The sequence below is a fragment of the Rhizobium sp. NPDC092011 genome (assembly GCF_044756305.1).
Taxonomy (GTDB): Bacteria; Pseudomonadota; Alphaproteobacteria; order Rhizobiales; family Rhizobiaceae; genus Rhizobium.
Window position 1 is genome coordinate 411,772 of record NZ_JBIVSO010000003.1, and the last position, 23,451, is coordinate 435,222.

The window sequence follows — 23,451 nt, forward strand, 5'->3', positions numbered from 1 at the left end:
GCGATCGAAATCACTCCTTGAGGATGCGGTCGACAATATCCCGTACATCGGTCGAAAGACCGGCTGCGCGTTCGATCCGCATCAATGCCGAGCGGGCATGGTCGGCACGCACCGGCTCCAGTAGGCGCCAAGAGCGCATCGAGGTCAGGATGCGTGCCGCAAGCTGTGGATTGCGCTGATCGATATCGAGAATTTCGTCGGCCAGGAAATTGTAGCCAGCACCGTCTGCGCGGCCGAAGCCTGTGGGGTTTGCGAAGGCGAACGTGCCGAGGACCGAGCGCATGCGGTTGGGATTACTGCGCTTGAACTGCGGCGCTTCCATGAGGCGCTGGATACGCGCCAGCGCATCGGGTCCGGGAATTCCAGCTTGGATAGCGAACCATTTGTCGATCACAAGAGCATTTTTCGAGAAGCGGTCATGGAAATGCTCAAGTGCCGCCGCGGTTTCCGCTGTCTCCGGGAATTGATGCGCAAGAATGGTCAGCGCGGCGCTGAGATCGGTCATGTTATTTGCCGCGTCATAGGCGGCTTTTGCGCGGACCGGAGTGCCATCCAATTGCGACAGATAGCCCAGCGCCGCATTGCGCAGGGCCCGACGGCCGGTGCTCTCGGCATCCGGGCTGAACGGCCCTGGCGTCTGCATGCTGTCGTAGAGTGCCGCAAAGATATCCTTGCCGGCTTCGGCAATCCGCTTGAAGATAGCCTGACGCCCCGTGCGGATCGCGTCGGGGTCGTTGTTGCCGCCAAGTTCGCGGCCGATATCCGCTTCGCTTGGCAGAGCAAGCGCCTGTGCGCGGAAGGCCGGCTCGAGGCTGTCGTCGGCGGCTGCCGCCAACAATGCGCCTACGAAAGACGAATCACAGGTGATGTCGTTGCCTTGGCGTGCATCGCGAGCCGCTTGCAGCAGATTGGGCAGGCCGAGATCGATCAGCGCCTGCCAGCGCGCGAAATGATCGATCTCGAAACGCGCGATCAGCGCCAGATCCTCGACGCTCTGATTGAATTGCAGATTGATCGGTGTCGAGAAGCTGCGGTTCAGCGACAGCACCGGCCTCGATGGGATGTCGTGGAAGACGACCGTCTGCACCTTTTCCGTCAGATGCAGCACATCGTCGGTCAGTTCCGCGCCAGTTACCGATGTCGGAGCAATCGCGGTGCCGTCTGCGGCGATCAGTGCCATGCGCAGCGGAATATGCATTGGCTTCTTGGTGGTCTGACCCGGCGTTGCCGGCACCATCTGTTCGAGCGACAGCGTGAAGGTCTTACGATCCGCATCATAGGCGCAGGAGGCCGTCACGAGCGGCGTTCCGGCCTGATGATACCACAGCGAAAACTGCGTGAGATCGCGGCCGCTGACATCCTCGAAACACCTGACGAAATCTTCGATCGTAACAGCCTGGCCGTCGTGCCTCTCGAAATAGAGATCCATGCCCTTCTTGAACAGATCGCGGCCGAGCAGGGTCGCGATCATGCGTGTGACTTCGCTACCCTTCTCATAGACAGTCGTCGTATAAAAGTTATTGATTTCGCGATACTTTGTCGGCCGAACCGGATGGGCGAGGGGCCCGCTGTCCTCGGGAAACTGCTCTGATTTCAGATGGCGGACTTCCGCAATGCGCTTGACCGGGCGCGAGCGCTCGTCGGCAGAAAACTCGTGATCGCGATAGACGGTCAGGCCTTCCTTGAGGCAGAGCTGGAACCAATCGCGGCAGGTGATGCGATTGCCTGTCCAGTTGTGAAAATATTCGTGCGCGATGATGGCTTCGATATTCGCATAGTCAGCATCGGTTGCCGTCTCGGGATCGGCAAGCACGTATTTGTCGTTGAAGACGTTGAGACCCTTGTTCTCCATCGCCCCCATATTGAAGTCCGACACGGCGACGATCATGAAGATGTCGAGATCGTATTCGCACCCGAAGCGCTCTTCGTCCCACTTCATCGAGCGCTTCAGTGCATCCATGGCGTAGGCCGCGCGCGGCTCGTTGCCGTGCTCGACATAGATCTTCAGCGCCACTTCACGACCCGACATGGTCGTGAATGTGTCCTCGACAACGCCGAGGTCGCCGGCGACGAGTGCGAAGAGGTAGCTCGGCTTCGGGTGTGGATCGAACCAAGCGGCGAAATGCTTGCCTTCGCCATAGCCGGCGCCGCCGAGGAAATTGCCGTTCGACAGCAGCAGCGGGTTGGCCGCCTTGTCGGCAATGATGTTGACCGTGTAAGGGGCGAGAACGTCGGGTCGATCGGGGAAATAGGTGATGCGGCGGAAGCCTTCGGCCTCGCATTGGGTGCAGTAGATCCCGCCCGTGCGATAGAGGCCCATCAGCTGCGTGTTGGCCTCCGGATTGATGACGGTTGTGATCGTCAGTTCGAACGGCGTGCTTGCCGGAAGGCCGCGAACGGTCAGGTTCTCGGGCGTGGCTTCATATTGCTCGCCGGGCAGCTCTACCTGGTCGAGCAACAGCCCCGACAGCACCAGCTCGTCGCCGTCAAGCACCAGTGGGGCGCTCAAATCGACGCCTTCGCGGCGATGGAAGATCAGCCGCGCCTCCACCTTAGTTTCGGTGGGATGCAGATCGAAAGTAAGGTCCACGCGTTCCAGAACGAAGTCGGTAGGACGGTAATCTGCCAGATTTACGATCTGGCCGGTATCTGTTCGCATGGTCTATCCTGATCAGGCTATGCTTTTTGAGGCACAGTCCGAAGCCCTCCTCCGGACCGAAAGTCGGCGCATCATTACATCGAAATCTGAACCAAAGTTAAAGTCATATCACTACATGGAAATGTTCCGTTGTGACACAGCAAGTATTAGGGCGACGAGCTGTCGCTCTTGTCCGTTCAGGCTCCGTCCGCGGATGTATTCTGGATGCTCACGCAATCACCTACTACCTGATTTTACGGATATCCGGGCGGCATTCCTCGCATAGGGGATACATGATCATTGGGATGCCATCCTTAGAATGCATCAAGCCTGTTCCAGGAAACAGTTATTTAAAGTAAATTATTTGTTTAACCTCTTGCGGTATAAGCGCATCTACATAACTATAGCATGCTATTAGATGTCGGAATTATGATCGATTCCGGTGAATTCGTTCACAAAAATGAAACATCCTCCTTTTGTTGATACATTGAGAAGGGCACCCCAAGGAGGCCCGATTGAGTTTTTCTATCGAGCAGCTTGCTCGTCATCCTAAATTCGTGTCGTCACTGCGCTTTCTCGCAGAGGCGTTGCGAAATCGTTACGATCATGGCCCCCGAATTGCCCGTATGCTGGCCTCGCATCAACGTTGGTTGCTGACGCAGACGGCCTATGCGCTTCATCTTGAATATGATCCGGCGGTGCCGGGCTCCGGCCTGACCGTCGTCGGGCTTCGCGATCTGATCACGCAGCATCGTGTCGCCAGCCGCAATACAGTGCTCAGTTTTATCGACGAACTGCTCACCTATCGTTTTCTCACGCTGGCTCCAGGTCATGTCAAGCGGCCGCGACGCTACGTGCCGACCGAGGCCAGTCTAACGGGGATGTTCGGCTGGTGCCTGTCCAATCTGGCGACGCTCGATCTGCTGGATGACGGCAGCCGCGCCGCGGAGCTGGCTGCCTCTCCGGAATTGATGGATCTGGCGCAGCCGCGCATGGCGCGCTATTGCCTGGAAACCGACCTCTGGCGCGAGCCACCGGAATGCGTCGGTCTATTTCTCTGGACTGAGGCGGGCGGTCTGGTCGTCGACTATATTATGTCGCAGCTGGATCTCGGCGGAGAGCCGGGTCCGCAGATCGACATCGGAAGGATCGATGCACGCGCGCTTGCGGCACATTTCATGATATCGCGCACCCATTTGCAGCGCCTTCTCCGCAAGTCCGCCGATCGTGGAGACATAGGCTGGCATGACGAGACGAAGAAGACGCGGATGTGGATCTCGCGCGAGTTTCTGGATCAGTATTGCCAATGGCAGGCCGTGAAACTTGCCGCGATCGACGAGGCTTTCGCCTGGGCGCGAGACGCAGCACGGCAATCCGATCAAAAGAAATGATCTTGTCGAGATGATGCCGGGTTCCGAGATCCGGCCTTTATGGGCTGATGTCCCGAGCCATCACGAAATCTGTCGTGCCGGGATGTGGACTTGGAATCCCCTATAGCGGGATGCTTGCGGCAGCAGCGCGAGCAGGGCTTGTGTTTCGGCACTCATCACCACGAAGGCTCCGCGAGCGTTCGAACTCCTCGGCTGCCCGCACGGCGGCGCCGATGTGTCCGACGGAATCGAAGAGAGTGATGAGCGAACGCAAACCCGAAGACATGATGTAATTCCTGAAAGATAGAAACGCTGAACAGAACGCGCGACTTCGCGCCCGCAGATTAGCAGGCGCGGAAATCCGCGAAAATGGCGGTCGGGCGGCCGATACGGGCCGAAACGCCAGTACCCCGGGCGGTCATCTGCTCATTGGCAGCGATGCCGAGGTTGCGATGTCCGTTTGTGGCGCGCACGGGCTCGAGGGCGCGACGCAGGGTATCAAACCCGCAGTGAATAGGGCGAAAACGTATAGTCATTGCCTTGGTTCCTTTCGAAATTCCTCCCAAGACACGCCATATATTGCAACGCAACATTGATTTTGCAATGCACAACATCGATGAACTGTCATGCCAAAATGCATGGCTCGTGTCATATTCTGTTAATGATGACGAAAATCAGCCTAATATTTCGGCGTCGATACGATTCTTGAAGGCGAGAAGATCGCTCCATGCGAGCCGCTTGTTGATGGGCGCGGTGAGCAGTTCCTGCGGATGCAGGCTCGCGATAGCCGGTATCCTTCGGCCGAGAATGTCGATTTCGCGCCATTGTCCGCGAAGTCCGTGGATCGTTTCGGCGCTTTCGAAGAAATGCCGTGCGGTGAAATTACCAAGTAGCAACAAGGCTTTCGGCTCGGCAAGCGCAATCTGCCGTTCTATGAACGGACGACATATCTCGACTTCCGGCGCAGAGGGGGCCCGGTTGCCGGGCGGCCGCCACGGGATGACGTTGGTCAGCAGGATTTCTTCGCGTCGCAAGCGGATAGCGGCGAGCATCTTGTCGAGCAGCTGTCCGGCGCGCCCGGCAAACGGCGCGCCCTCCCGATCGTCATCGGCGCTCGGCATCGGGCCGATCACCATGACGCGGCCTTCCGGCGTGCCGCTGGCAAAGATCGTCGATCGGGCGCTGTTCTTGAGATTGCAGCTGTTGAACGCCTCGATCGCAATTTTCAATTCGGCGAGCGAGCGCGCGCTTTCCGCTGCGAATCGCGCTTGTTCAACCGCTTGTTCGTCGGGAATGGCCGGAGCGTTGCGTGGCGAAGCAGGCGGTGGAGCAGCGGCCGGTTTTGCGGCCTGACGGCGATCCGGCTGCGCTTTGCCCGCCTGTTGCTGTGCTTCGGGCCGCGCCTGTGCGGCCCTTGCGCCCTGCCGGGCAGCGCGCATGGCCTCGAATTCGGCGAAGCGATCCACCGGCTCCTCTTCCAGCAGCCAATCTACGCCAGCATCCGCATGGAAATGCAGAAGGGCGGCAAGTTCGGCCGGTGTGAGGTCGCTGGCGGAAATCATGGGGGAACTCTAGCCAAAGCGGCGCCGGAACGAAAGGGCAGGGCGACCCGCTATCTTACGCCGTCCACTGGGCGATGTCCTCGCGCTCGCCGATCAGGGCAAGCCCGTGAGCGATCGACAGCAATTCGCCGCCCGTCTCGATGCGCTCCTGGCCGAAGCGCTCGGTGAAGATGCGTCTCACGGCAGGAACAAAGGATGTGCCGCCGGTGAGGAACACTTTGTCGATGGCGTTGGGCGAGGTGTTCGTCGTCGTCAGGACATCGTCGAGAGCCCCTTCGATGCGGGCAAGATCCTCGGCGATCCAGCTCTCGAAATCGGCGCGTCGAACGCTCCGGTGGCCTGCCTTGCCGAGCGGCGGGAAATGGAATTCTGCCTCTTCCTCGGCCGAAAGCGCCATCTTCGTAGCAGATACCGCCTGATAGAGCGGATAGCCTTCATCATGCTCGACGAGATCGATGAAAGTTTCGAGCTTCTCGGGCTCGAGGCTGCTGCGCACCAGCGTCTTCAGATCGGCATATTCGCGCGAGGTCTTGAAGATCGAAAGCTGGTTCCATCGTCCGAAATTGGCGTAATAGGAGCTGGGCATTTCCAGCAGCTTGTCGAAGCTCTTGAAGTAGCTGCCCTTGCCGATGGCCGGCGAGACGATGTTGTCGATCATCCGGAAATCGAAGTGATCGCCGGCGATGCCGACACCGGAATGGCCGATGGGGCTTGCCGTCAGCTTTCCGGCCAGGGTTTCGAAACGGATGAGCGAATAGTCCGTCGTACCGCCGCCGAAGTCCGCCACCAGTACGGTCGCGTCCTTCTTCAGATGCTGTGCGAAGTAGAAGGCGGCGGCCACGGGTTCGTAGACGTAGTGGATCTCGGGAAAGCCAAAGCGGGTGAGGGCGGCGTTATAGCGTTCCGTCGCGAGCGCCGGATCCGGATTGGCGCCGGCAAAATGTACGGGGCGGCCGGTCACGATCCGCGAAACATCGCTTGGCCAGCCTTCTCCGGCATAGGCGCGCAGACGGCGCACGAAGATCTCCATCAGATCTTCGAAACTATGGCGCTTGGCGTAGATCAGCGTGCCCTGGAAAAGTGCGCTTGCGGCAAAGGTCTTGATCGACTGGAGGAAACGGCAATCGCCCGGATTGTCGATGAACTGGCGGATGGCCGCATGACCGGCCTCGACCTTGAGCGCGGCCGCACCCAGTCCCGGATCCTTCATGAAGGAAAGCGCGGTGCGCATGCTGTCTGCCGTACCGGCGGCACTGTTGAAGGCGACCGATTGCGTCGCAGATCCGTCAGCCATTGCCAGAACCGTATTCGTGGTGCCGAAGTCGAAACCAAGCGCCCGAGCCATGCCCGCACTCCTTTCCGTTGAAATTTTATGGATTGGGGCAAAGCCCCTATGAGGCGCACGCCGCGCCCAGATCGCAAAGAGGGCGCGTCATGGCATGGCTTCGCCGCAAGTGCAAGACGCGGCGCCGGTTTTATTTCCCTACGTCGATGGAGGAGCGGGACACAGTCGGAAGGGCTTCGTTGCTTCGCTCCGCGCAAATGAAACGGGCGCCCTTCGGCGCCCGATCTTGTCATTCCGCGGCAATGGCCGACGGCGGTTCCTTGTGGTGCGGATCGTCGTCCTTGCGTTTGCCGAAGCGACCGAGGAAGTCGTTCAGGCGGTTCATCTCAAGGAAGATCACCGGCGTGATGAACAGTGTCAGAAGCTGTGAGACTACGAGGCCGCCAACGACCGCGATACCGAGCGGCTGCCGAAGCTCGGAACTCGCGCCGCCGCCGACTGCGATCGGCAGGGCGCCGAGCAGCGCGCAGAAGGTCGTCATCATGATTGGGCGGAAACGACGGACGCATGCTTCATGGATTGCCTCCGCGGGCGATATTCCCGTTGTCGATCGTAGCGTTTCCAGCGCGACGTCGATCATCATGATCGCGTTCTTCTTCACGATGCCTATCAGCATCAACAGGCCGATTAACGCGATGATCGATAGGTCGAAGCCGAAGACCTTCAGGGCAAGCAGCGCACCGAGAGCTGCGGCCGGCAGGCCCGACAGAATGGTCAGCGGATGGATGAAGCTTTCATAGAGAACACCGAGAACGACGTAGATCGTCAGCACGGCTGCGAGGATCAGATAAGGCGTGCTGCCCTGCGATTGCTGGAAGATCTGCGCCGTGCCGCCGTAGGACGTGAAGATGTCCGCCGGCATGTTGATGTCCTTCTTGATCTGATCGATCCGCGCCGTGGCGTCGCCAAGCGCTTCGCCAGCCGGCAGGTTGAAGGAGACAGTGGTCGAAACGAGCTGTCCTGTCTGGTTGATGGTGACAGGGCCGGTCGTGCGCTGAACATGGGCGAAGTTGGACAACGGAACCAGCGAGCCGTTTGACGAGGCTACGTGGATATCCTGCAGTCTCTGGTCGTCCCAGGGCTTGCTTGTGTCGAACTCGACCATCACGTCGTAGCTGTCGCCGGTGGTCTGGATCTGCGCGGCGTCATAGCCGCCGAAAGCTTCCTCTAGCGTCGTGCGCAGCTGATTGTTGTTGATGCCGTATTGCGACGCCTTTTCGGTGTCGATGACGATGTTGGCTTGCAGTGCGTTGTTCTGCTCGTCCGACGCAACGTCGGTAAAGCTTGGGTCGCGACGCATGGCGTCCAGCATCTTGTTGGCCCAGAGATTGGTCTGGTCGGCGCTCAGCGCCTGAATGACGAGCTGATACTGGCTGGCGGTCTGGCGGCCACCGAAGCGCAGGCTTTGCTGCGGCGTGATATAAGCCTTCAGGCCTGCTATGGTGCCGATGCTGGTGCGCAATTCGCGCAGCGTCTGGTCCAGCGGAGGCCGCTGATCCTTCGGCTTCATTTGAACGAACATGGTGCCATTGTTCAACGGCTGGCGGACACTGCCGCCAACGATTGACATCACGCCGGCAACGGCAGGGTTCTTCTGGACGAGCGCTGCGGCCTGGTTCTGCAGGTCACGCATTGCCGGATAGGAAATATCCTGACGCGCCTGGGTGGAGATCTGCAGGCGCCCGATATCTTCCGTCGGAAAGAAGCTCGCCGGCAGCACCATGAAGAGATAGACCGAGAGCGCTACAGAGCCGAGGAAGCAGAGCAGAACGGTGCCACGATTGCGCAAGCACCAGGCGACGCCCTTGTCGTAGCCGCGCTGGGTCAAGTCGAAACCGCGGTTGAACAGGCGCACCGGATAGGGCGGCTGGCCGTGGCCCGCCGACAGACGCGAGCTGAGCATCGGTGTGACGGTGAGGGAGACGATTGCCGATGACACGATGGCGATCGCAACCACCATGCCGAATTCGTTGAAGATACGACCGACGACACCACCCATCAGCAGGATCGGGATGAACACCGCGATCAGCGAGATGGACATGGAAATGATGGTGTAGCTGACCTCGGCCGATCCCTTGATCGCTGCCTGCAGCACCGGCATGCCTTCCTCGACATGCCGCAATATGTTTTCCAGCATGACGATCGCGTCGTCCACCACAAGGCCGACGGCGAGCGTCAATCCTAGCAGCGAGATGTTGTCGACGCTGTAGCCCAGTACATACATCATCCCGAAGGTCGAGATCAGCGACAGTGGCACGGCAAGACCGGGGATGATCGTTGCCGTCACATGGCCGGTGAAGAGATAGATGACGAGAACGACCAGGCTGATCGTCAGGAGCAAGGTGAATTTGACGTCCGAGATCGCATCCCGGATCGGCTGCGCCGAATCGTTCATGACATGCGTCTGCACCGAGGCCGGAATTTCCGCATGCAGCTGCGGCAGCTTTGCGTTGATCGCATCGACCACGTCGACGGTGTTGGCATCCGGCTGGCGCTGAATGGCAAGAATGATTGCCTGCTTGCCGTCGTACCAGGAGCCGGCATTGGTGTTCTGCACGCTATCCTGAACGTCGGCGACGTCGCTGAGGTGGATCGGCGCGCCATTGGGGCTGGCAATGACCAGCGACTTGAATTGCGCGGCGTTGGTGTTCTGGGTATTGGCATTGAGCGTCATGCTCTGTTTGCTGTTCTGCAGAGTGCCAACCGGAACCTGGCTGTTGGCATTGACGATCGCGGCGTTGACGGTGTCGATGCCGATGCCGCGAGCTTGCAGCTTGTTCGGATCGACTTCGACACGCACGGCGTAGGTCTGTGCGCCGTAAACAGTAACTTCCGCGACGCCCGGAAGGGTCGACAGCGACGGTGAAATGATGTCTTCGGCGATTTCGTCCAGCTTGCTGCGCGGCATCGTATCGCTCTGTACGGCAAGCAGCATGATCGGAGCGTCGGCCGGGTTGGTCTTCTTGTAGCCTGGCGGCGTCGTCAGGTTGTTGGGCAATTGCCGAGTCGCATTCGAGATCGCGGCCTGAACGTCGGCGGCTGCGGCGTCGATGCTTCGGTTGAGATCGAACTGCAGCACGATGCTCGTATTGCCGAGCGAGTTCGTCGCCGAGATTTCACTGATGCCGGGGATGGTTTCGAACTGCTTGATCAGCGGCGTGGAAACCGAGGTCGCCATCGTCTGCGGCGAGGCGCCCGTCAGCTGGGCCGAAACGTTGATGGTCGGAAAGTCCACCTGGGGCAGGGCGGCGACGGGCAGGAGCTGATAACCAGCCAGACCAGCCATGACTACACCCAGCGCCAGAAGCGTCGTCGCCACCGGTCGTTGGATACAGAATTGTGGGATCATTGCTGTGCTCCAACCGAAATCGTTTCGCTCTTCTGGCTCGACTGATCGTTGGCTGCAGCCACGTTCTCAGACTTTTCGTCGTTGAACTGTTCGACGACGGTCTGGCCGTCGATCAACTGCACCTGTCCTTCGACGACGACATGATCTCCCTCAGTCAGGCCCTTGGCAACAGCCGTAAAGCCGCCGTTCTGCCGCTCGACGGTGACCGGCGTCAGATGGACCTTGTTGTCCTTGACGACATAGGCATAGAAGCCGTCCGGGCCGGGGCTGATCGCAACAGTCGGAGCGACAAGTACAGGCTGGTTGTTGGTCAGATGAACGACGACGTTGACCGATCGGCCGGGCCAGATCGCACCGTTGGCATTATCGAATTTCGCCTTGACCAGGATGGTGCCCGAAGCGGGGTCGACCGTATTGTTGAAGAAGCTGACCGCGCCCTGGCGGGCCTTACCCTTGCTCGAGTTCGGAACGGTACTGACCGGCACGGTGCCGGCTTGCAGTGCTTCTTCCAATTCCCGCAGCTGGTTTTCCTGCATATGGAATTGAACGTAGATCGGATTGTATTGCGTGATGGTCACGATCGCCGTGCCGGGCGTGACGTAGGCGCCGGGGCTTGGGACGACATTCCCGAGACGTCCGTCATAGGGCGCGCGGATTTGCGTGTTCTCCAGCAGGACCTGGTCGGATGCGAGCTGAGCCTTGTCGGCATTGACGTCGGCGGCCGCGGTGTCGCGTGCGGCAACGGCCTGGTCGACAGTCTGCTGCGTGCCGGCATTGTTGAGCAGGCTCTTTGCGCGGGTCAGAGCAGATTCAGCAGCAGCAAGCGTCGCCTGATCCTTGACGATGGTCGCCTGATCCTTGTCGACGGCGGCCTGCGCCGTGCGTGCGTCCAGCTTCGCGATCAGATCGCCGGCCTTCACCATTGCGCCGTCCTGCGCCTCGATTGAAGTAATGATGCCGGATTCCTGTGCGGCGATGGTCGTCGCATTTTGCGCTACGGCAGAGCCGGTGGCGGTGATGTCGTTCGGCAGCGATCTCTTCACCACTGCGGCAGTTTTGACGACCGAGGATACGGCCTGATGCTTTTTGCCGCCAGCCGCTGCGGCTTTACTGGCATCCTTGGTTTCTGCGGAGGCCTGATCGACAAATGCGGAAAGAAAAGGAATACGGTCGCGATAGCCCCAGGCTGCAAGGGCTGCAACGACAAGAAGGCCGAGGGGAAGCCAGAATTTTTTCATATTTAAAGAACCGGTCGAAGCGAGTTGCAAAAAGCGCGATGACTCGAGGTGTATCTATTGCGTCGCACAACAAAGACGGGCTTCGCCGCAATTCATCACATCGCCGTTACCGCTAACGTTCGGTAATTCTGTCCCTATAACGTGAATTCATGAACGCTCATCCCCAGCAATCTATCACAGTTCGGCGGGACGAAAAATTAAAGCTTGGAAAGCTTTGGAATTGCTACCGCTTGTGCGGCGCAATAAATGATCAAATGACTATTTTTTGATTGCCGTCATGTAATGATTGGACAGCTGCTTGGTCGTTTCCGGCATTTATAGTGAGAAGCAGGCCCCTAACGCTCATGGTAGCCTTTGCCTATGCTCACGCAATTGTGTTGACAGGCCCCGTTTACAAAAGGGCCTGCTCTTTTCGAAGGGCGAGACGATTTAAAGCGAACGCGCGGCACCGCCATCGCAACGGACCATCGTTCCGGTCACATAGCTTGCCGGTTCGCTGCAGAGAAAGGCAGCCGTTGCCGCAAACTCCTCGACACGACCGTAACGGCCAGCCGGAATGCGCTGCTGGCGTTCAGCGCTGACATCCTCCAGGCTCTTGCCGCCACGCCGGGCAGCGGCCGTGTCCAGTTCGGCCAAGCGATCGGTCGCAATGCTGCCGGGCAGAAGCATGTTGGCGGTGATCCCGTGCGCCGCCACTTCGCTGGCCAGGGTCTTGCTCCAGCCGACGAGTGCGGGACGCAGCGTATTCGAGAGTGCCAGATTGGGGATCGGCTCTACGACCCCGGATGAGGCGACGGTGAGAATGCGGCCCCAGCCTTGCGCCTTCATGGCCGGCAGCAGGGTATTGGTGAGCGTGATGATCCGCGACACCATGGTGATGAAATAGGTCTCCAGCCGGTCGGCGGTCATTTCTTCGGTCGTCCCTGGTGTCGGGCCGCCGCTGTTGTTGACGAGAATACCGATGCCTCCGAGCTTCTCGGCTACAGCCTTGCTGACGATGTCGACGAAATTTTCGTCGCTGAGGTCGGCCCATATCCAATCTGCTCGACCCTTGCCCTCGGCATTGATGGCTTGGCAATTGCTTTGGAGTCGTTCGCCGCTGCGGCCGCAGAGCAGGACGTTTACTCCCTCCCGCGCCAGCGCGACGGCGATACCGTGGCCGAGGCCCTTGGAGGAGGCGAGCACCAGCGCGCGTTTTCCCTCGATACGAAGATCCATGTCGATCACCTCTAATGCTATCCGGATTTTCCCAAGCCATACTTATAGAGCGCCATTGGCCGCCTTTGAAAGCCGCCGGCGAGAAGAAGGTTGCAAACGCGATCCAATTATTGACGTTAACGTAAGCGTAATTTAACTTGACCGTCGGGTTGGACGAATTGGAGGATCGCCTGTCGCTTCCCGGCTCGACAATCCCTTTCCATTTTGACAAGAGATAATCAAAGCGGGGAAGATGCCCAACGGGGATGAGGCTGCGATCCGATATCATGGGATGCCGGCCAAGCGGAGAGAGTGAATGACTGACGCGAGCGAGCTGCCGGAACGCGAGAGCATGGAATTCGACGTTGTGATTGTCGGGGCAGGGCCTGCGGGCCTGTCGGCGGCGATCCGGCTGAAGCAGATCAATCCGGATCTGACAGTTGTCGTGCTCGAAAAGGGCGCAGAGGTCGGTGCGCATATTCTCTCGGGCGCGGTCGTCGATCCGATCGGCATCGATCGCCTGCTGCCCGGCTGGCGCGAAGAGGAGGGGCATCCCTTCAAGACCGAAGTCAAGGCGGATCACTTCCTGCTTCTCGGTCCCGCCGGCTCCGTCCGGCTGCCGAATGTCCTCATGCCGCCGCTGATGAACAATCACGGCAATTATATCGTCTCGCTCGGCAATGTCTGTCGTTGGCTGGCCGAGAAGGCCGAAGCGCTCGGCGTCGAGATCTATCCCGGCTTTGCCGCAAGCGAAGTGCTCTATGACGACCAGGGTGTCGTCATCGGGGTTGCCACCGGGGACATGGGGATCGAGAAGAACGGCGAGCCCGGCCCGAACTATACGCGCGGCATGGCGCTGATGGGCAAATATGTGCTGATCGGCGAGGGCGTGCGCGGCTCGCTCGCCAAGCAGCTCATCGCCAAGTTCGATCTGTCGAGAGACCGCGAGCCGCAGAAATTCGGCATCGGCATCAAGGAGCTCTGGGAGGTCAAGCGCGAAAACCACAAGCCGGGCCTCGTGCAGCACTCCTTCGGCTGGCCGCTCGGCATGAAGACGGGCGGCGGCTCGTTCCTCTATCATCTCGAGGACAATCTGGTCGCGGTCGGCTTCGTCGTGCACCTGAACTACAAGAACCCCTACCTCTTCCCCTTCGAGGAGTTCCAGCGCTTCAAGACGCACCCGGCCATCCGCGGCACCTTCGAGGGCGGCAAGCGCATTTCCTATGGCGCCCGCGCCATCACCGAGGGCGGTTACCAGTCGGTGCCGAAGCTCACCTTCCCGGGCGGCGCGCTCATCGGCTGCTCGGCCGGCCTTGTCAATGTCCCTCGTATCAAGGGCAGCCATAATGCGGTGCTGTCGGGCATGCTGGCGGCCGACAAGATCGCAGACGCGATTGCCGCCGGTCGCGCCAATGACGAAGTGATCGAGATCGAGAACGAATGGCGCCAGACGGATATAGGCAAGGACCTGAAGCGGGTCCGGAACGTCAAGCCGCTCTGGTCGAAGTTCGGCACGGCAGTCGGCGTGGCGCTCGGCGGGCTCGACATGTGGACGAACCAGCTGTTTGGCTTCTCCTTCTTCGGCACGCTGAAGCACGGCAAGACGGATGCGGCCTCGCTGGAGCCTGCGGCCATGCATCAGAAGATCGATTATCCGAAGCCGGATGGTGTCCTGACCTTCGATCGCCTCTCCTCGGTGTTCCTGTCGAACACCAATCATGAGGAAGATCAGCCGGTACACCTCAAGGTCGGAGACATGGCGCTGCAGGTATCGTCCGAACACGATATCTTCGCCGGTCCGTCAACGCGCTACTGTCCGGCAGGGGTCTATGAGTGGGTGGAGAAGGACGGCAAGGAAACCTTCGTCATCAACGCCCAGAACTGCGTCCACTGCAAGACCTGCGACATCAAGGACCCCAACCAGAATATCAACTGGGTACCGCCGCAGGGCGGCGAGGGGCCGGTCTATCCGAATATGTGAGATGGAATGAGTGACGTAGGGCCAAACGCTGAAACAATGCGTTTGGCCCTACGGAACCACTATCTGTACAAGGAATGCGATTAATGCCGGGCAGGCTTGCGAGCGAGCAGGCCAGTGGACAGAGCGACACCGATGCCGGTGACGATTGCCGCTGCGATCCCGGCCACGCCGATTTCCTCGCCAAGCAGCAACCCGCCGCCGATCGTGGCAAGAACGGGCGTAATCGCGGTGAAGGCTGCGGCCTGTGTGCCGCCTAGAGCCTGAACAGCAAGGCCATAGGCAAGCGTGGCGGCAAGGCCGGACAGCAGCCCCTGGCTGACGACCTGCAGGCCGATTTCCGGCAGCGGCAGCGAAGTCAGCGAGCTACCGAAGATGGCAGCCAGGCCGACATGGGTCAGGAACGACCAGACCGCGATGAGCGCGCTCGATTGCACGGCCGTTAGACCCGAGCGACGGAAGGCGTGCGTATAAGCAGCCCAAAGCAGCGCTGCGAGCGGCAGCAGCGTAAAGCCTTCCCAGGAGATTTGCACGCCGTAAAGGCTGCGTGCCAGAAGGATGACGACACCCGCGACAATGCCGCCAAGGCCGAGCCAGCGGGTTATATCAAGCCGTTCGCGAAACAGCAGGATGCCGATGACAGCAGCGGCGAGGGGCATGGAGCCGCCGAGCAGAATTCCGGCTGAAGAGGCAGGGGTAAATTGAATGGCGAAGGTGGTCAGCTGAAAGAAGAGCGCACCGGAGCCGCAGACCATCAAGGCCAGCAGTTTCAGCGATACGCCTTTCGGCAGCAGACCGGTGCGCCACCAGACGGGAGCCAATATCAGCGCTGGCACGCCGTAGCGGATCAAGCCGAGGTCGATCGTGCTCATCTGCGTCTCGGCGGTATGACGGGTCGCGAGGATCCAGTTTGCCCAAATCAATACGGTGACGATAGCGCCCGCATACCCCATCGCGGTAGATGTTGGCTTGTGTGTGGAGAGCGACAAAGCGGTCATCGACATATCCTTCCGATCCGTTCAGTTCATCTTGTGAACGAGGAAAAGATAGCGCCGAAGGCCGAGGCATGTCCTTGCTAGTTATGGCGTGAAAATCGTGCTATCAGCATTAATCCACTAATCTGAGAGGCCAAACTTCTCTATTATGCCAAAACTGGATAAATTCGATATTGCCATCCTCAACTGCCTGCAGGAGGATGCGCGCGCCACTAATGTCGAGATTGCCGAACGTGTGAATCTCTCGCCATCGCCCTGCCTCAGGCGCATTCGCAATCTGGAAAAATCGGGACTTTTGCGCGGCTATCGTGCCGATATCGATCGTAAGGAGGCCGGTCTCGGCCTCACCGTCTTCGTCGAACTCAAGGTCGGTCATCATTCGAAGGAAAATTCCGAAGCGCAGCAGGCCGCGCTGCTCGCCATTCCCGAGATCGTTGCCTGCCATTTGATTTCGGGAACGGCCGATTTTCTGGCGGAGGTCGTGGTGGCGGACCTTGCCGCCTACGAAAAGGTAATGTCGGAAAAGCTGCTGGCTCTCCCCGGGGTGGTCGATCTGCGCTCGAACTTCGCGATACGAACGATCAAGGCCAATGGCGCGCTGAAGCTGCCGACGCCGGAATGAAAACGAAAAAGGGCCGTTGCCGGCCCTTTTGTGATGAAAATCTCAATGCGGTCAAAGCATCGTTCCGCTGAGGATCAGCAGTGCCACCGAGAAGTAGATCACAAGACCGGTGACATCGACGAGAGTCGCGACGAAGGGAGCTGATGCGCTGGCCGGATCGAGCCGCAGCTTCTGCAGAACGAATGGCAGCATCGAGCCGGCAAGCGAACCGAAGGTGACGATGCCGATCAAGGCTGCAAAGACAGTCAGGGCGACGAGCTGCCAGTGCGGGCCGTAGTCGAACAGGCCGATGGTTTGCCAGAGCACGATGCGGGTGAAGCCGACGAGGCCGAGGATGGCGCCGAGCACGATGCCTGTGGGAAGTTCGCGAAGCGCGACACGCCACCAGTCCGAGAGCTTGAGTTCGCCGAGCGCCAGCGCGCGGATGATCAGCGACGTTGCCTGCGAGCCGGAATTGCCGCCGGAGCTCATGATCAGCGGGATGAAGAGCGTCAGCACGACGGCCTTTTCCAGCTCGCCCTCGAAGTGCTGCATGGCGCTTGCCGTCAGCATTTCGCCAAGGAAGAGGGCTGCGAGCCAGCCGGCACGCTTACGGATCATGCCGCCGAAGCTGATTTTCATATAGGGCTGGCCGAGTGCTTCCATGCCGCCGAATTTCTGGGCATCTTCGGTCGTATCGGCGATCATCGTGTCGATGACGTCGTCAACGGTGACGATGCCGAGCATGTGACCCTTGTCGTCGACGACAGGCAGCGCCAGCAGATCGTGGCGCCGGATCAGGCGGGCGACATCCTCCTGCTTCATCAGCGGCGGTGCCGTGACCGGCGTGCCCTTCTGCGCGACGGTGAGAATACAGGCATCCGGCTCGCCGGTGATAAGGCGGCGCAGCGTCACGACATGCAGCAGCACATGCGTTTCGTCGTCCAGCACGTAGATGGCGTAGACGGTTTCGCGGGAGCGCTCGACCTGGCGAATATGATCGAGCGTCTGGGCGACGGTCCAGCTGGCGAGAACGCTGACGAACTCCGTCGTCATGATGCCGCCGGCTGTGCGCGGCGGATAGCCCATCAGACCCTGGATAGCCTGGCGGGCATGCTCGTCGAAGGTGGCGAAGAGCCGTGCGCGCGTCTCCACATCCATTTCGAGCAGCACGTCGGCAACACGGTCGTTGGACATGCCGTGCAGCAGCCGTGAGGCATCTGCATTGCCCATGACTTCGAGGATAGCGTGTGCGTTGCGCAGTTCCGGCCGGTCGAGAATGCGCACGGCGCGTTCTTCCGGCATTTTGGCGAGGATGCGTGCGGCTTCGGCCACATCGAGCACATTCAGCGACTCGACGCGTTCGGCGATGGTGGCGCCGCGGTTGTTATTGATGAATGCACGAGCGGCATTGCCAGCCCGCGCGGGAAAGCTGTTGATGTTCATTATAGCTCGCCTTTCCAGTCGATCCGCCGTCGTAGCGGATCGTGGCGAGCCGACAGGAGTCGGTTAGTGCACGAATGCTACTGACGGCAAAGGCAATCGACTACTACTGTCGCTAGGCATCTAAAGATGGCTCCGGTTAATCGGCATGGAAAAGCGCTGCTCTCCATCTGGGGCAGAAGTCGCGCCGAAGGCATAAAAAGTCAAGAGGTGGAAACGGTTTAAGGCCTCATGTCGAAAGAAAAATTTGCCTGGGTGCTTGAAATTTTGTGCGGCGCAACAGGTAGCATTGCGGATGGGTCAAAATAGCCAGGCCGGACGACGAGCGCCCGGCCTGGTTTGCACCGGATTTGGCCGCTCAGAAGCCCGCCAGAACGATCTTGCCCTTCATCTTGCCGGTCTCGACGAGGGCATGCGCCTTCTTCAGATTGGCGGCGTTGATCGTTCCCGCAGTCTCCGTCAGCGTCGAGCGGATCTTGCCGGCGTCGACCAGCGCGGCGACCTTTGTCAGCAGCTTGTGCTGCTCGATCATATCGGCGGTGTTGAAGAGGGGACGCGTAAACATCAGCTCCCAATGGATAGACACCGCCTTGCGCTTGAAGGGCACGATATCGAGCGTCTTCGGGTCATCGATCAAAGCGAACCGGCCCTGCGGTGCGATGATGTCGACGATCGATGCGATGTGGTCGGAGGTATTCGTCGTGGAGAAAACAAAAGCCGGCGCGCCGATGCCAAGGGCTTCCATTTGCGGCGCAAGCGGCTTCGAATGGTCGATGACGTGATGAGCGCCGAGTTCCTTCACCCAGGCTTGTGTTTCCGGCCGGGACGCCGTGGCGATGATGGTGAGATCGGTGAGCGCCCGTGCGATCTGGATGGCAATCGATCCGACGCCCCCCGCGCCGCCGATAATGAGGATGGCATTGGCTACACCGGAAACCGGGTCCTGCACCTTCAGGCGGTCGAACAGCGCTTCATAGGCGGTGATCGCGGTTAGCGGCAAAGCGGCAGCGGCCGGAAAATCCAGGCTCTTCGGCTTGGCGCCGACGATACGCTCATCAACGAGATGGAATTCGGCATTGGAGCCACCTCGATTGATTGCACCTGCGTAGAAGACCTCGTCTCCCGGCTTGAACATTGTGACGTCAGGTCCGACTGCCTTGACGATGCCGGCCGCATCCCAGCCAAGGATCTTGTACTCACCTTCACCGGGAGCGACGTTGGCGCGGACTTTGACATCGACAGGGTTGACGGAAACGGCCTTCACTTCGACGAGCAGATCATGCCCCTTTGCCTCGGGCGTCGGCAGTTCGACGTCGATCAGGGATGTGTCTGCAGAAATGGGCTGCGGTTGCTTGTAGGCGACTGCGCGCATGGGAGAAGCTCCTCGGTTTGTTGCACAGTGGCTAGATGCGCATTATCCTCAAATGGCGCAAGAATGCACAATTTCTGTACGTAGGTACAAAAAGGATACTGTCGATGTCGGTTCCCCGCTCAAAACTTGTCAGTAATTTTCCGGGCTGTCCGGTCGAGGCGACGCTCAGCTTGCTCGACGGCAAGTGGAAGGGCGTAATCCTGTTTCACCTGATGGAGGGAACACTGCGCTTCAACGAGATCCGCCGCAAGTTGCCGTCGGTGACGCAGCGTATGTTGACCAAGCAATTGCGGGAGCTGGAAGAATCCGGGCTGGTTTCACGCACCGTCTTTCCGGTGGTGCCGCCGCGTGTCGATTATGCGCTGACGCCGCTAGGCGCCAGCCTTGGGCCGATCATCAAGGCCATGGCCATATGGGGCGAAGAGAATGTGTTCTGCCACGACGGCCGCCAGCAGCTGGCCTCATGCGTGACCGGTACGGCGCTCCAGAGCAACTGACAGCGCGAAGACGGCAAGACCGCCGACGGAGAGGACCGCGCCGACATAACCGGTCGCTGCCGCGGTGAAGCCCCAGAAGATCACGAGGCCGCCGAGCCAGGCGCCGAGCGCGTTGGCGATGTTGAAGGCGGAGTGATTGGAGGCCGCGGCCAGCGTCTGTGCATCGGCTGCCACGTCCATCAGGCGGGTCTGCACTGCGGGGCAGGCGGCAAAACCACAGCCGATCAGGAAGACGCAGATACAAAGCATGACGGGGTTGGCGGCGGTAAGTGCAAACAACGTCATGATGACGACATTGAAGATCATCATGCCGCCGATCGTTCCCTTGATCGAGATGTCGCCTAGGCGCGAGCCGACGATGTTGCCGACATTCATGCCGATGCCGAATAGCGCAAGCACGACCGGCACCATGGCGGTGCCGAGGCCGGCGACCTGGGTCGTTGTCGTGGCGACGTAGCTGAAGATCGAAAACATGCCGCCGAAGCCGATGGCTGCGACACCCAGCGTCAGCCAGACCTGAATGCGCTTGAGTGCGCCCAGTTCGCGGGTGATGCTGGCGCCTTCCTCGACCTTGTCCTTCGGCAGGAACAGGGCGATGAGAAGCATGGTGACGAGGCCGACGCCGCCGACCATCATGAACGCCGCGCGCCATTCGAGGAGCTGGCCGAGATAGGTGGCGATCGGTGTGCCGATCAACGTGGCGATCGTCAGGCCGAGCATGACCTGACCGACGGCTCGCACGCGGCGGTGGACCGGCACCATGGAGGCGGCAACGAGCGCTGCGACGCCGAAATAGGCTCCATGCGGCAGGCCGGTGATGAAACGCAGCACCGTGAAGCTTGCGAAGGTCGGCGCAAACGCGCTGGAAATATTGCCGGCGGCAAAGAGCGCCATCATCAGCAGGAGCAGCGTGCGGCGTGCCATCTTGGCGGCGAGCACGGCAATGATCGGCGCGCCGACGACGACGCCAAGTGCATAGGCGCTGATGACGTGGCCTGCTTGCGGCGTCGTCACGCCGAACGTATCGGCGACCTCGGGCAGGAGCCCCATGATGACGAATTCGCCTGTGCCGATGCCGAAGCTGCCGACCGCAAGAGCCAGCGTCACCAGCGCAATGGCGGTACGCGACGGCGCTTCCAGGACGGCTTGGGTATCGAGGGCGTCGACGGCAATATCGCTCACGAAAACTCCTTGGGCGGCAATCGGGTCGAAACACCGCGAATCATGCGGCGGGCCCTGTATCCGGGCATTCGGCGCATCATGGGGACATAAATGGACTGAGACGGCATGGACATGCCTCAAACTGCACTATCAATGATCGTACCATTTCTGTCCCGTGCATTTTTTGCAGCGCAGTATGTCGACTGGCGCATAAGTACGCGCCGGTTCTGCTTCCGGAGCAGGCAACGCAATGCTTGAAATCGCTTTATCCGAAACCATCTCTGTGGAAGCGCACGGGGTATCAGCCCCTCTTTGAGACACAATTTGTGAAAAGACCGAGAGCCCCGATGAAGTTGATCGGCTTTTTCAATCGCGACGGCGGTACATTCCGCACGACCGACATGGATGCCTATGAAAAGAGAGCGGAGCAGGTGTTCCGCGATGCCGGTCACGATTTCGAAGCTGTCATCGTCGAGGGGCGCAACATCGTATCGGCGATGGAGCGCGCGGCTCGACGCGACGATATTGACGGTATCGTCGCCGGCGGTGGCGACGGCACGATTTCTGCAGCTGCGGCCATAGCCTGGAAGAATGGCGTCGCCCTTGGCGTCGTCCCGGCCGGCACGATGAACCTCTTTGCCCGTTCGCTGAGATTGCCGCTCGATATCTGGCAGACGCTGAGCGTGCTGGCGACCGGCGAGGTCGACAACGTCGATATCGGCAGCGCCAATGGTCGCGCTTTTGTGCATCAGTTTTCGGCTGGTTTGCATGCGCGCCTGGTGCGTTACCGCAACAGCTACACATATCGGTCGCGCATCGGGAAGATGTCGGCCAGCACCCGGGCTGCCTTCGGCGTCATCGCCAATCCTCCCGAATTCGACGTCGATTTCGAGGCTGGCGATATCAGCGAACGCAGGCACGTCTCGGCGATCTCCGTCTCCAACAATCCCTTTGGCACCAACGCGCTGCTTTATGCCGATAGTCTGCGCAGCGGCGAACTGGGCTTCTACATGGCAAAGCCCTTGCGGCCGCTCGGCGTCGCCCGACTTGCCATCGATATGCTGCGCGGCCGGGTGCGCGACAACACGGATGTCATGGTCATGCATACGCCGGAGGTGCACCTGCATTTCCCGAAGCTACGCCAGCTCGCGAATTGCGTGGTGGATGGCGAGCTTTTGCCGCTCGAGCGTGACGTGACGCTCAAGGTGCATCCCGGCGAACTGAAAGTGATGGTGCGGCAAGGCACCGCCGCCCGTGTCGAGCGCGAGGGGGCGGTCGATAGCCTCGCCGTCTGAGGCGATCAGAGGCGGGGCAGGTAGGTGCGATAATCGAAATCGGAAACCGTGCGCAGGTGGCGGATCGCTTCCTTGTGCTTCGTATCGCCGTAGAGCTTCTGATATCGCTCGCCGAAGACATCGGCGATGAACGACGAGGCGCGGAAGCGCTCGACGGCGGTGAGGAAATCATGGGTCAGCTTGGGCGCGTCGGCCGGCACGTAGGCGGGCGTTGATTCTTCGCCGGGATCGAGGTCGTTTTCCAGCCCAAGCAACATGCCGCCGAGAATTGCCGCCAGCATCAGATAGGGATTGGCGTCTGCGCCGGCGACGCGGTGTTCGATGCGGGCGGCCGGTCCGTCTTTCTCGGGAATCCGCACGGCCGTACCGCGGTGGCCGAAGCCCCAGGTGAGATCGACAGGGGCGAAAGATCCCGGCTGGAAACGGCGATAGGAATTGGCGTAAGGCGCAAAGACCAGCTGCGCATCCTGCAGCGTCTGCAGCAGCCCGGCGCAGATCGACTTCAGCTTTTTCGGCTCGCCGCCGGCCGCATCGAGGATATTGCGACCCTGAGCGTCGATGATGCTCGCATGCACATGCAGCCCGGAGCCGGCCTCATCGGTATAGGGCTTGGCCATGCAGGTCGATTTCAGGCCATGCTTGCGTGCTGCCTGCTCGGCCACACGCTTCAGCATGATGCAGTCGTCGGCGGCCGCCAGTGCATCCGGGCGATGCAGCAGGTTGATCTCGAACTGCCCGGCTCCGAATTCGGCAGTCGTCGCGTCTGCCGGCAACCTTTGCGCTCTCGCATAGCCGCGCAGCGTCTCAAGATAGTCGCCGAGCAGGTCGACGGCGTCCATATCGTAACCCTGAAAGCCGTTCGGCTCGCCCCGATAGGTCAGGGCCGCCGGTGGCGAGGGAACGCCTCTTTCGCGCCAGTCTCCGGCGAGCAGATAGAATTCCAGCTCGGTCGCAACAACGGGCGTCAGGCCAAGCGAATTGTAGCGATCGAGAACGGCTGCGAGGATGGCGCGCGGGTCCTGAAAGCTCGGGCTGCCGTCGAGTTCATGCACGGTGGCCAGCACCTGCTTCGATCCAGTCGGAGCCCAGGGCATGTCGGTCAGCGTGCGCTTGTCGGCAATGCACGTCCCGTCCGGATCGCCGATCGTCAGCGACAGGCCGGTAATATCGTCATTGTCGTCGCCCCAGATATCGAGCGATTGTGTCGAGGTCGGCAGTCGCACGGCGCCCGACCACACTTTCTTCTCGGCCGAGATCGGGATTTGCTTGCCGCGCAGCCGGCCGTTCATGTCCGATATCAGCACTTCGATGCGCGCGTTACCTTCGGTTGCGATGTCGGCAGCCATGCTCTTGTAAATCCCCAATGCTCACGGCATGGTCGTAACTGATCATAGCCAGCCTTTCAATCCG

17 protein-coding genes are annotated in these 23,451 nt (G+C 60.2%); 5 read left to right on the forward strand and 12 right to left on the reverse strand.

The window, feature by feature from the left end:
• Window positions 1–10: 10 nt before the first annotated feature.
• Entirely contained in the window at window positions 11–2,659 is a 2,649-nt protein-coding gene (gene pepN, locus ACIQJ2_RS17245) for an aminopeptidase N (protein ID WP_400667267.1), read from the reverse strand.
• A 494-nt stretch (window positions 2,660–3,153) separates the two neighbouring features.
• Between pepN and ACIQJ2_RS17250 the strand changes: the two genes are divergently transcribed.
• On the forward strand, window positions 3,154–4,029 hold the full coding sequence (locus tag ACIQJ2_RS17250) for a hypothetical protein (RefSeq protein WP_199147451.1): 876 nt from the start codon (window positions 3,154–3,156) through the stop codon (window positions 4,027–4,029).
• 323 nt (window positions 4,030–4,352) lie between these two features.
• Here ACIQJ2_RS17250 and ACIQJ2_RS17255 read toward each other — a convergent pair whose 3' ends face one another.
• From ACIQJ2_RS17255 to ACIQJ2_RS17280, 6 genes are all read right to left on the reverse strand, one after another.
• Entirely contained in the window at window positions 4,353–4,544 is a 192-nt protein-coding gene (locus ACIQJ2_RS17255; protein ID WP_199095190.1) for a hypothetical protein, read from the reverse strand.
• A 138-nt stretch (window positions 4,545–4,682) separates the two neighbouring features.
• Entirely contained in the window at window positions 4,683–5,570 is an 888-nt protein-coding gene (locus tag ACIQJ2_RS17260) for a uracil-DNA glycosylase family protein (RefSeq protein WP_400667264.1), read from the reverse strand.
• Window positions 5,571–5,625: 55 nt separating this feature from the next.
• Complete coding sequence (locus ACIQJ2_RS17265; RefSeq protein WP_400667262.1) at window positions 5,626–6,915, reverse strand: Hsp70 family protein; 1,290 nt, start codon at window positions 6,913–6,915, stop codon at window positions 5,626–5,628.
• Between the two features lie 229 nt (window positions 6,916–7,144).
• On the reverse strand, window positions 7,145–10,264 hold the full coding sequence (locus ACIQJ2_RS17270; RefSeq protein ID WP_199147443.1) for an efflux RND transporter permease subunit: 3,120 nt from the start codon (window positions 10,262–10,264) through the stop codon (window positions 7,145–7,147).
• On the reverse strand, window positions 10,261–11,502 hold the full coding sequence (locus ACIQJ2_RS17275) for an efflux RND transporter periplasmic adaptor subunit (protein WP_400667260.1): 1,242 nt from the start codon (window positions 11,500–11,502) through the stop codon (window positions 10,261–10,263). The genes ACIQJ2_RS17270 and ACIQJ2_RS17275 overlap by 4 nt, the downstream gene beginning before the upstream one ends.
• Window positions 11,503–11,931: 429 nt before the next feature.
• Window positions 11,932–12,720, reverse strand: a complete 789-nt coding sequence (locus ACIQJ2_RS17280) for an SDR family oxidoreductase (protein ID WP_400667258.1) — start codon at window positions 12,718–12,720, stop codon at window positions 11,932–11,934.
• 295 nt (window positions 12,721–13,015) lie between these two features.
• On the opposite strand from ACIQJ2_RS17280, the gene ACIQJ2_RS17285 reads away from it, so the two are divergent.
• A complete protein-coding gene (locus ACIQJ2_RS17285) occupies window positions 13,016–14,680 on the forward strand; it encodes a 4Fe-4S dicluster domain-containing protein (RefSeq protein WP_400667256.1) in 1,665 nt (554 codons plus the stop codon).
• Between the two features lie 80 nt (window positions 14,681–14,760).
• Here the strand turns inward: ACIQJ2_RS17285 and ACIQJ2_RS17290 are convergent, their stop codons facing one another.
• Complete coding sequence (locus ACIQJ2_RS17290) at window positions 14,761–15,675, reverse strand: DMT family transporter (RefSeq protein ID WP_400667254.1); 915 nt, start codon at window positions 15,673–15,675, stop codon at window positions 14,761–14,763.
• A gap of 145 nt (window positions 15,676–15,820) precedes the next feature.
• Here ACIQJ2_RS17290 and ACIQJ2_RS17295 point away from each other — a divergent pair, with 145 nt between their 5' ends.
• Window positions 15,821–16,294 carry an Lrp/AsnC family transcriptional regulator gene (locus ACIQJ2_RS17295; RefSeq protein ID WP_199147433.1) on the forward strand — a complete coding sequence of 158 codons (474 nt, stop codon included), beginning with the start codon at window positions 15,821–15,823 and terminating at the stop codon, window positions 16,292–16,294.
• Window positions 16,295–16,345: 51 nt separating this feature from the next.
• Here the strand turns inward: ACIQJ2_RS17295 and mgtE are convergent, their stop codons facing one another.
• Entirely contained in the window at window positions 16,346–17,719 is a 1,374-nt protein-coding gene (mgtE, locus tag ACIQJ2_RS17300; RefSeq protein ID WP_400667252.1) for a magnesium transporter, read from the reverse strand.
• A gap of 355 nt (window positions 17,720–18,074) precedes the next feature.
• A complete protein-coding gene (locus ACIQJ2_RS17305) occupies window positions 18,075–19,088 on the reverse strand; it encodes a zinc-binding alcohol dehydrogenase family protein (RefSeq protein WP_199147429.1) in 1,014 nt (337 codons plus the stop codon).
• A gap of 104 nt (window positions 19,089–19,192) precedes the next feature.
• Here ACIQJ2_RS17305 and ACIQJ2_RS17310 point away from each other — a divergent pair, with 104 nt between their 5' ends.
• Window positions 19,193–19,585, forward strand: a complete 393-nt coding sequence (locus ACIQJ2_RS17310) for a winged helix-turn-helix transcriptional regulator (protein ID WP_400667249.1) — start codon at window positions 19,193–19,195, stop codon at window positions 19,583–19,585.
• On the opposite strand, the gene ACIQJ2_RS17315 is transcribed toward ACIQJ2_RS17310, so the two are convergent.
• On the reverse strand, window positions 19,550–20,767 hold the full coding sequence (locus ACIQJ2_RS17315; protein ID WP_400667248.1) for an MFS transporter: 1,218 nt from the start codon (window positions 20,765–20,767) through the stop codon (window positions 19,550–19,552). The genes ACIQJ2_RS17310 and ACIQJ2_RS17315 overlap by 36 nt on opposite strands.
• A 326-nt stretch (window positions 20,768–21,093) precedes the next feature.
• On the opposite strand from ACIQJ2_RS17315, the gene ACIQJ2_RS17320 reads away from it, so the two are divergent.
• Window positions 21,094–22,041: a diacylglycerol/lipid kinase family protein gene (locus ACIQJ2_RS17320; protein WP_400667246.1), complete on the forward strand. Its 948-nt coding sequence runs from the start codon at window positions 21,094–21,096 to the stop codon at window positions 22,039–22,041.
• Window positions 22,042–22,046: 5 nt separating this feature from the next.
• Here the strand turns inward: ACIQJ2_RS17320 and ACIQJ2_RS17325 are convergent, their stop codons facing one another.
• A complete protein-coding gene (locus ACIQJ2_RS17325; RefSeq protein WP_400667244.1) occupies window positions 22,047–23,387 on the reverse strand; it encodes a glutamine synthetase family protein in 1,341 nt (446 codons plus the stop codon).
• Between the last annotated feature and the right edge of the window lie 64 nt (window positions 23,388–23,451).

Excerpts from the sequence above, each read along its gene's own strand:
- ACIQJ2_RS17305 (WP_199147429.1), bottom strand. The coding sequence starts at position 19,088 with ATGCGCGCAGTCGCCTACAAGCAACCGCAGCCCATTTCTGCAGACACA.
- mgtE (WP_400667252.1), bottom strand. The coding sequence starts at position 17,719 with ATGAACATCAACAGCTTTCCCGCGCGGGCTGGCAATGCCGCTCGTGCA.
- ACIQJ2_RS17255 (WP_199095190.1), bottom strand. The coding sequence starts at position 4,544 with ATGACTATACGTTTTCGCCCTATTCACTGCGGGTTTGATACCCTGCGT.
- ACIQJ2_RS17320 (WP_400667246.1), top strand. The coding sequence starts at position 21,094 with ATGAAGTTGATCGGCTTTTTCAATCGCGACGGCGGTACATTCCGCACG.
- pepN (WP_400667267.1), bottom strand. The coding sequence starts at position 2,659 with ATGCGAACAGATACCGGCCAGATCGTAAATCTGGCAGATTACCGTCCT.
- ACIQJ2_RS17260 (WP_400667264.1), bottom strand. The coding sequence starts at position 5,570 with ATGATTTCCGCCAGCGACCTCACACCGGCCGAACTTGCCGCCCTTCTG.
- ACIQJ2_RS17295 (WP_199147433.1), top strand. The coding sequence starts at position 15,821 with ATGCCAAAACTGGATAAATTCGATATTGCCATCCTCAACTGCCTGCAG.
- ACIQJ2_RS17275 (WP_400667260.1), bottom strand. The coding sequence starts at position 11,502 with ATGAAAAAATTCTGGCTTCCCCTCGGCCTTCTTGTCGTTGCAGCCCTT.
- ACIQJ2_RS17285 (WP_400667256.1), top strand. The coding sequence starts at position 13,016 with ATGACTGACGCGAGCGAGCTGCCGGAACGCGAGAGCATGGAATTCGAC.
- ACIQJ2_RS17290 (WP_400667254.1), bottom strand. The coding sequence starts at position 15,675 with ATGACCGCTTTGTCGCTCTCCACACACAAGCCAACATCTACCGCGATG.
- ACIQJ2_RS17310 (WP_400667249.1), top strand. The coding sequence starts at position 19,193 with ATGTCGGTTCCCCGCTCAAAACTTGTCAGTAATTTTCCGGGCTGTCCG.
- ACIQJ2_RS17325 (WP_400667244.1), bottom strand. The coding sequence starts at position 23,387 with ATGGCTGCCGACATCGCAACCGAAGGTAACGCGCGCATCGAAGTGCTG.
- ACIQJ2_RS17265 (WP_400667262.1), bottom strand. The coding sequence starts at position 6,915 with ATGGCTCGGGCGCTTGGTTTCGACTTCGGCACCACGAATACGGTTCTG.
- ACIQJ2_RS17280 (WP_400667258.1), bottom strand. The coding sequence starts at position 12,720 with ATGGATCTTCGTATCGAGGGAAAACGCGCGCTGGTGCTCGCCTCCTCC.
- ACIQJ2_RS17270 (WP_199147443.1), bottom strand. The coding sequence starts at position 10,264 with ATGATCCCACAATTCTGTATCCAACGACCGGTGGCGACGACGCTTCTG.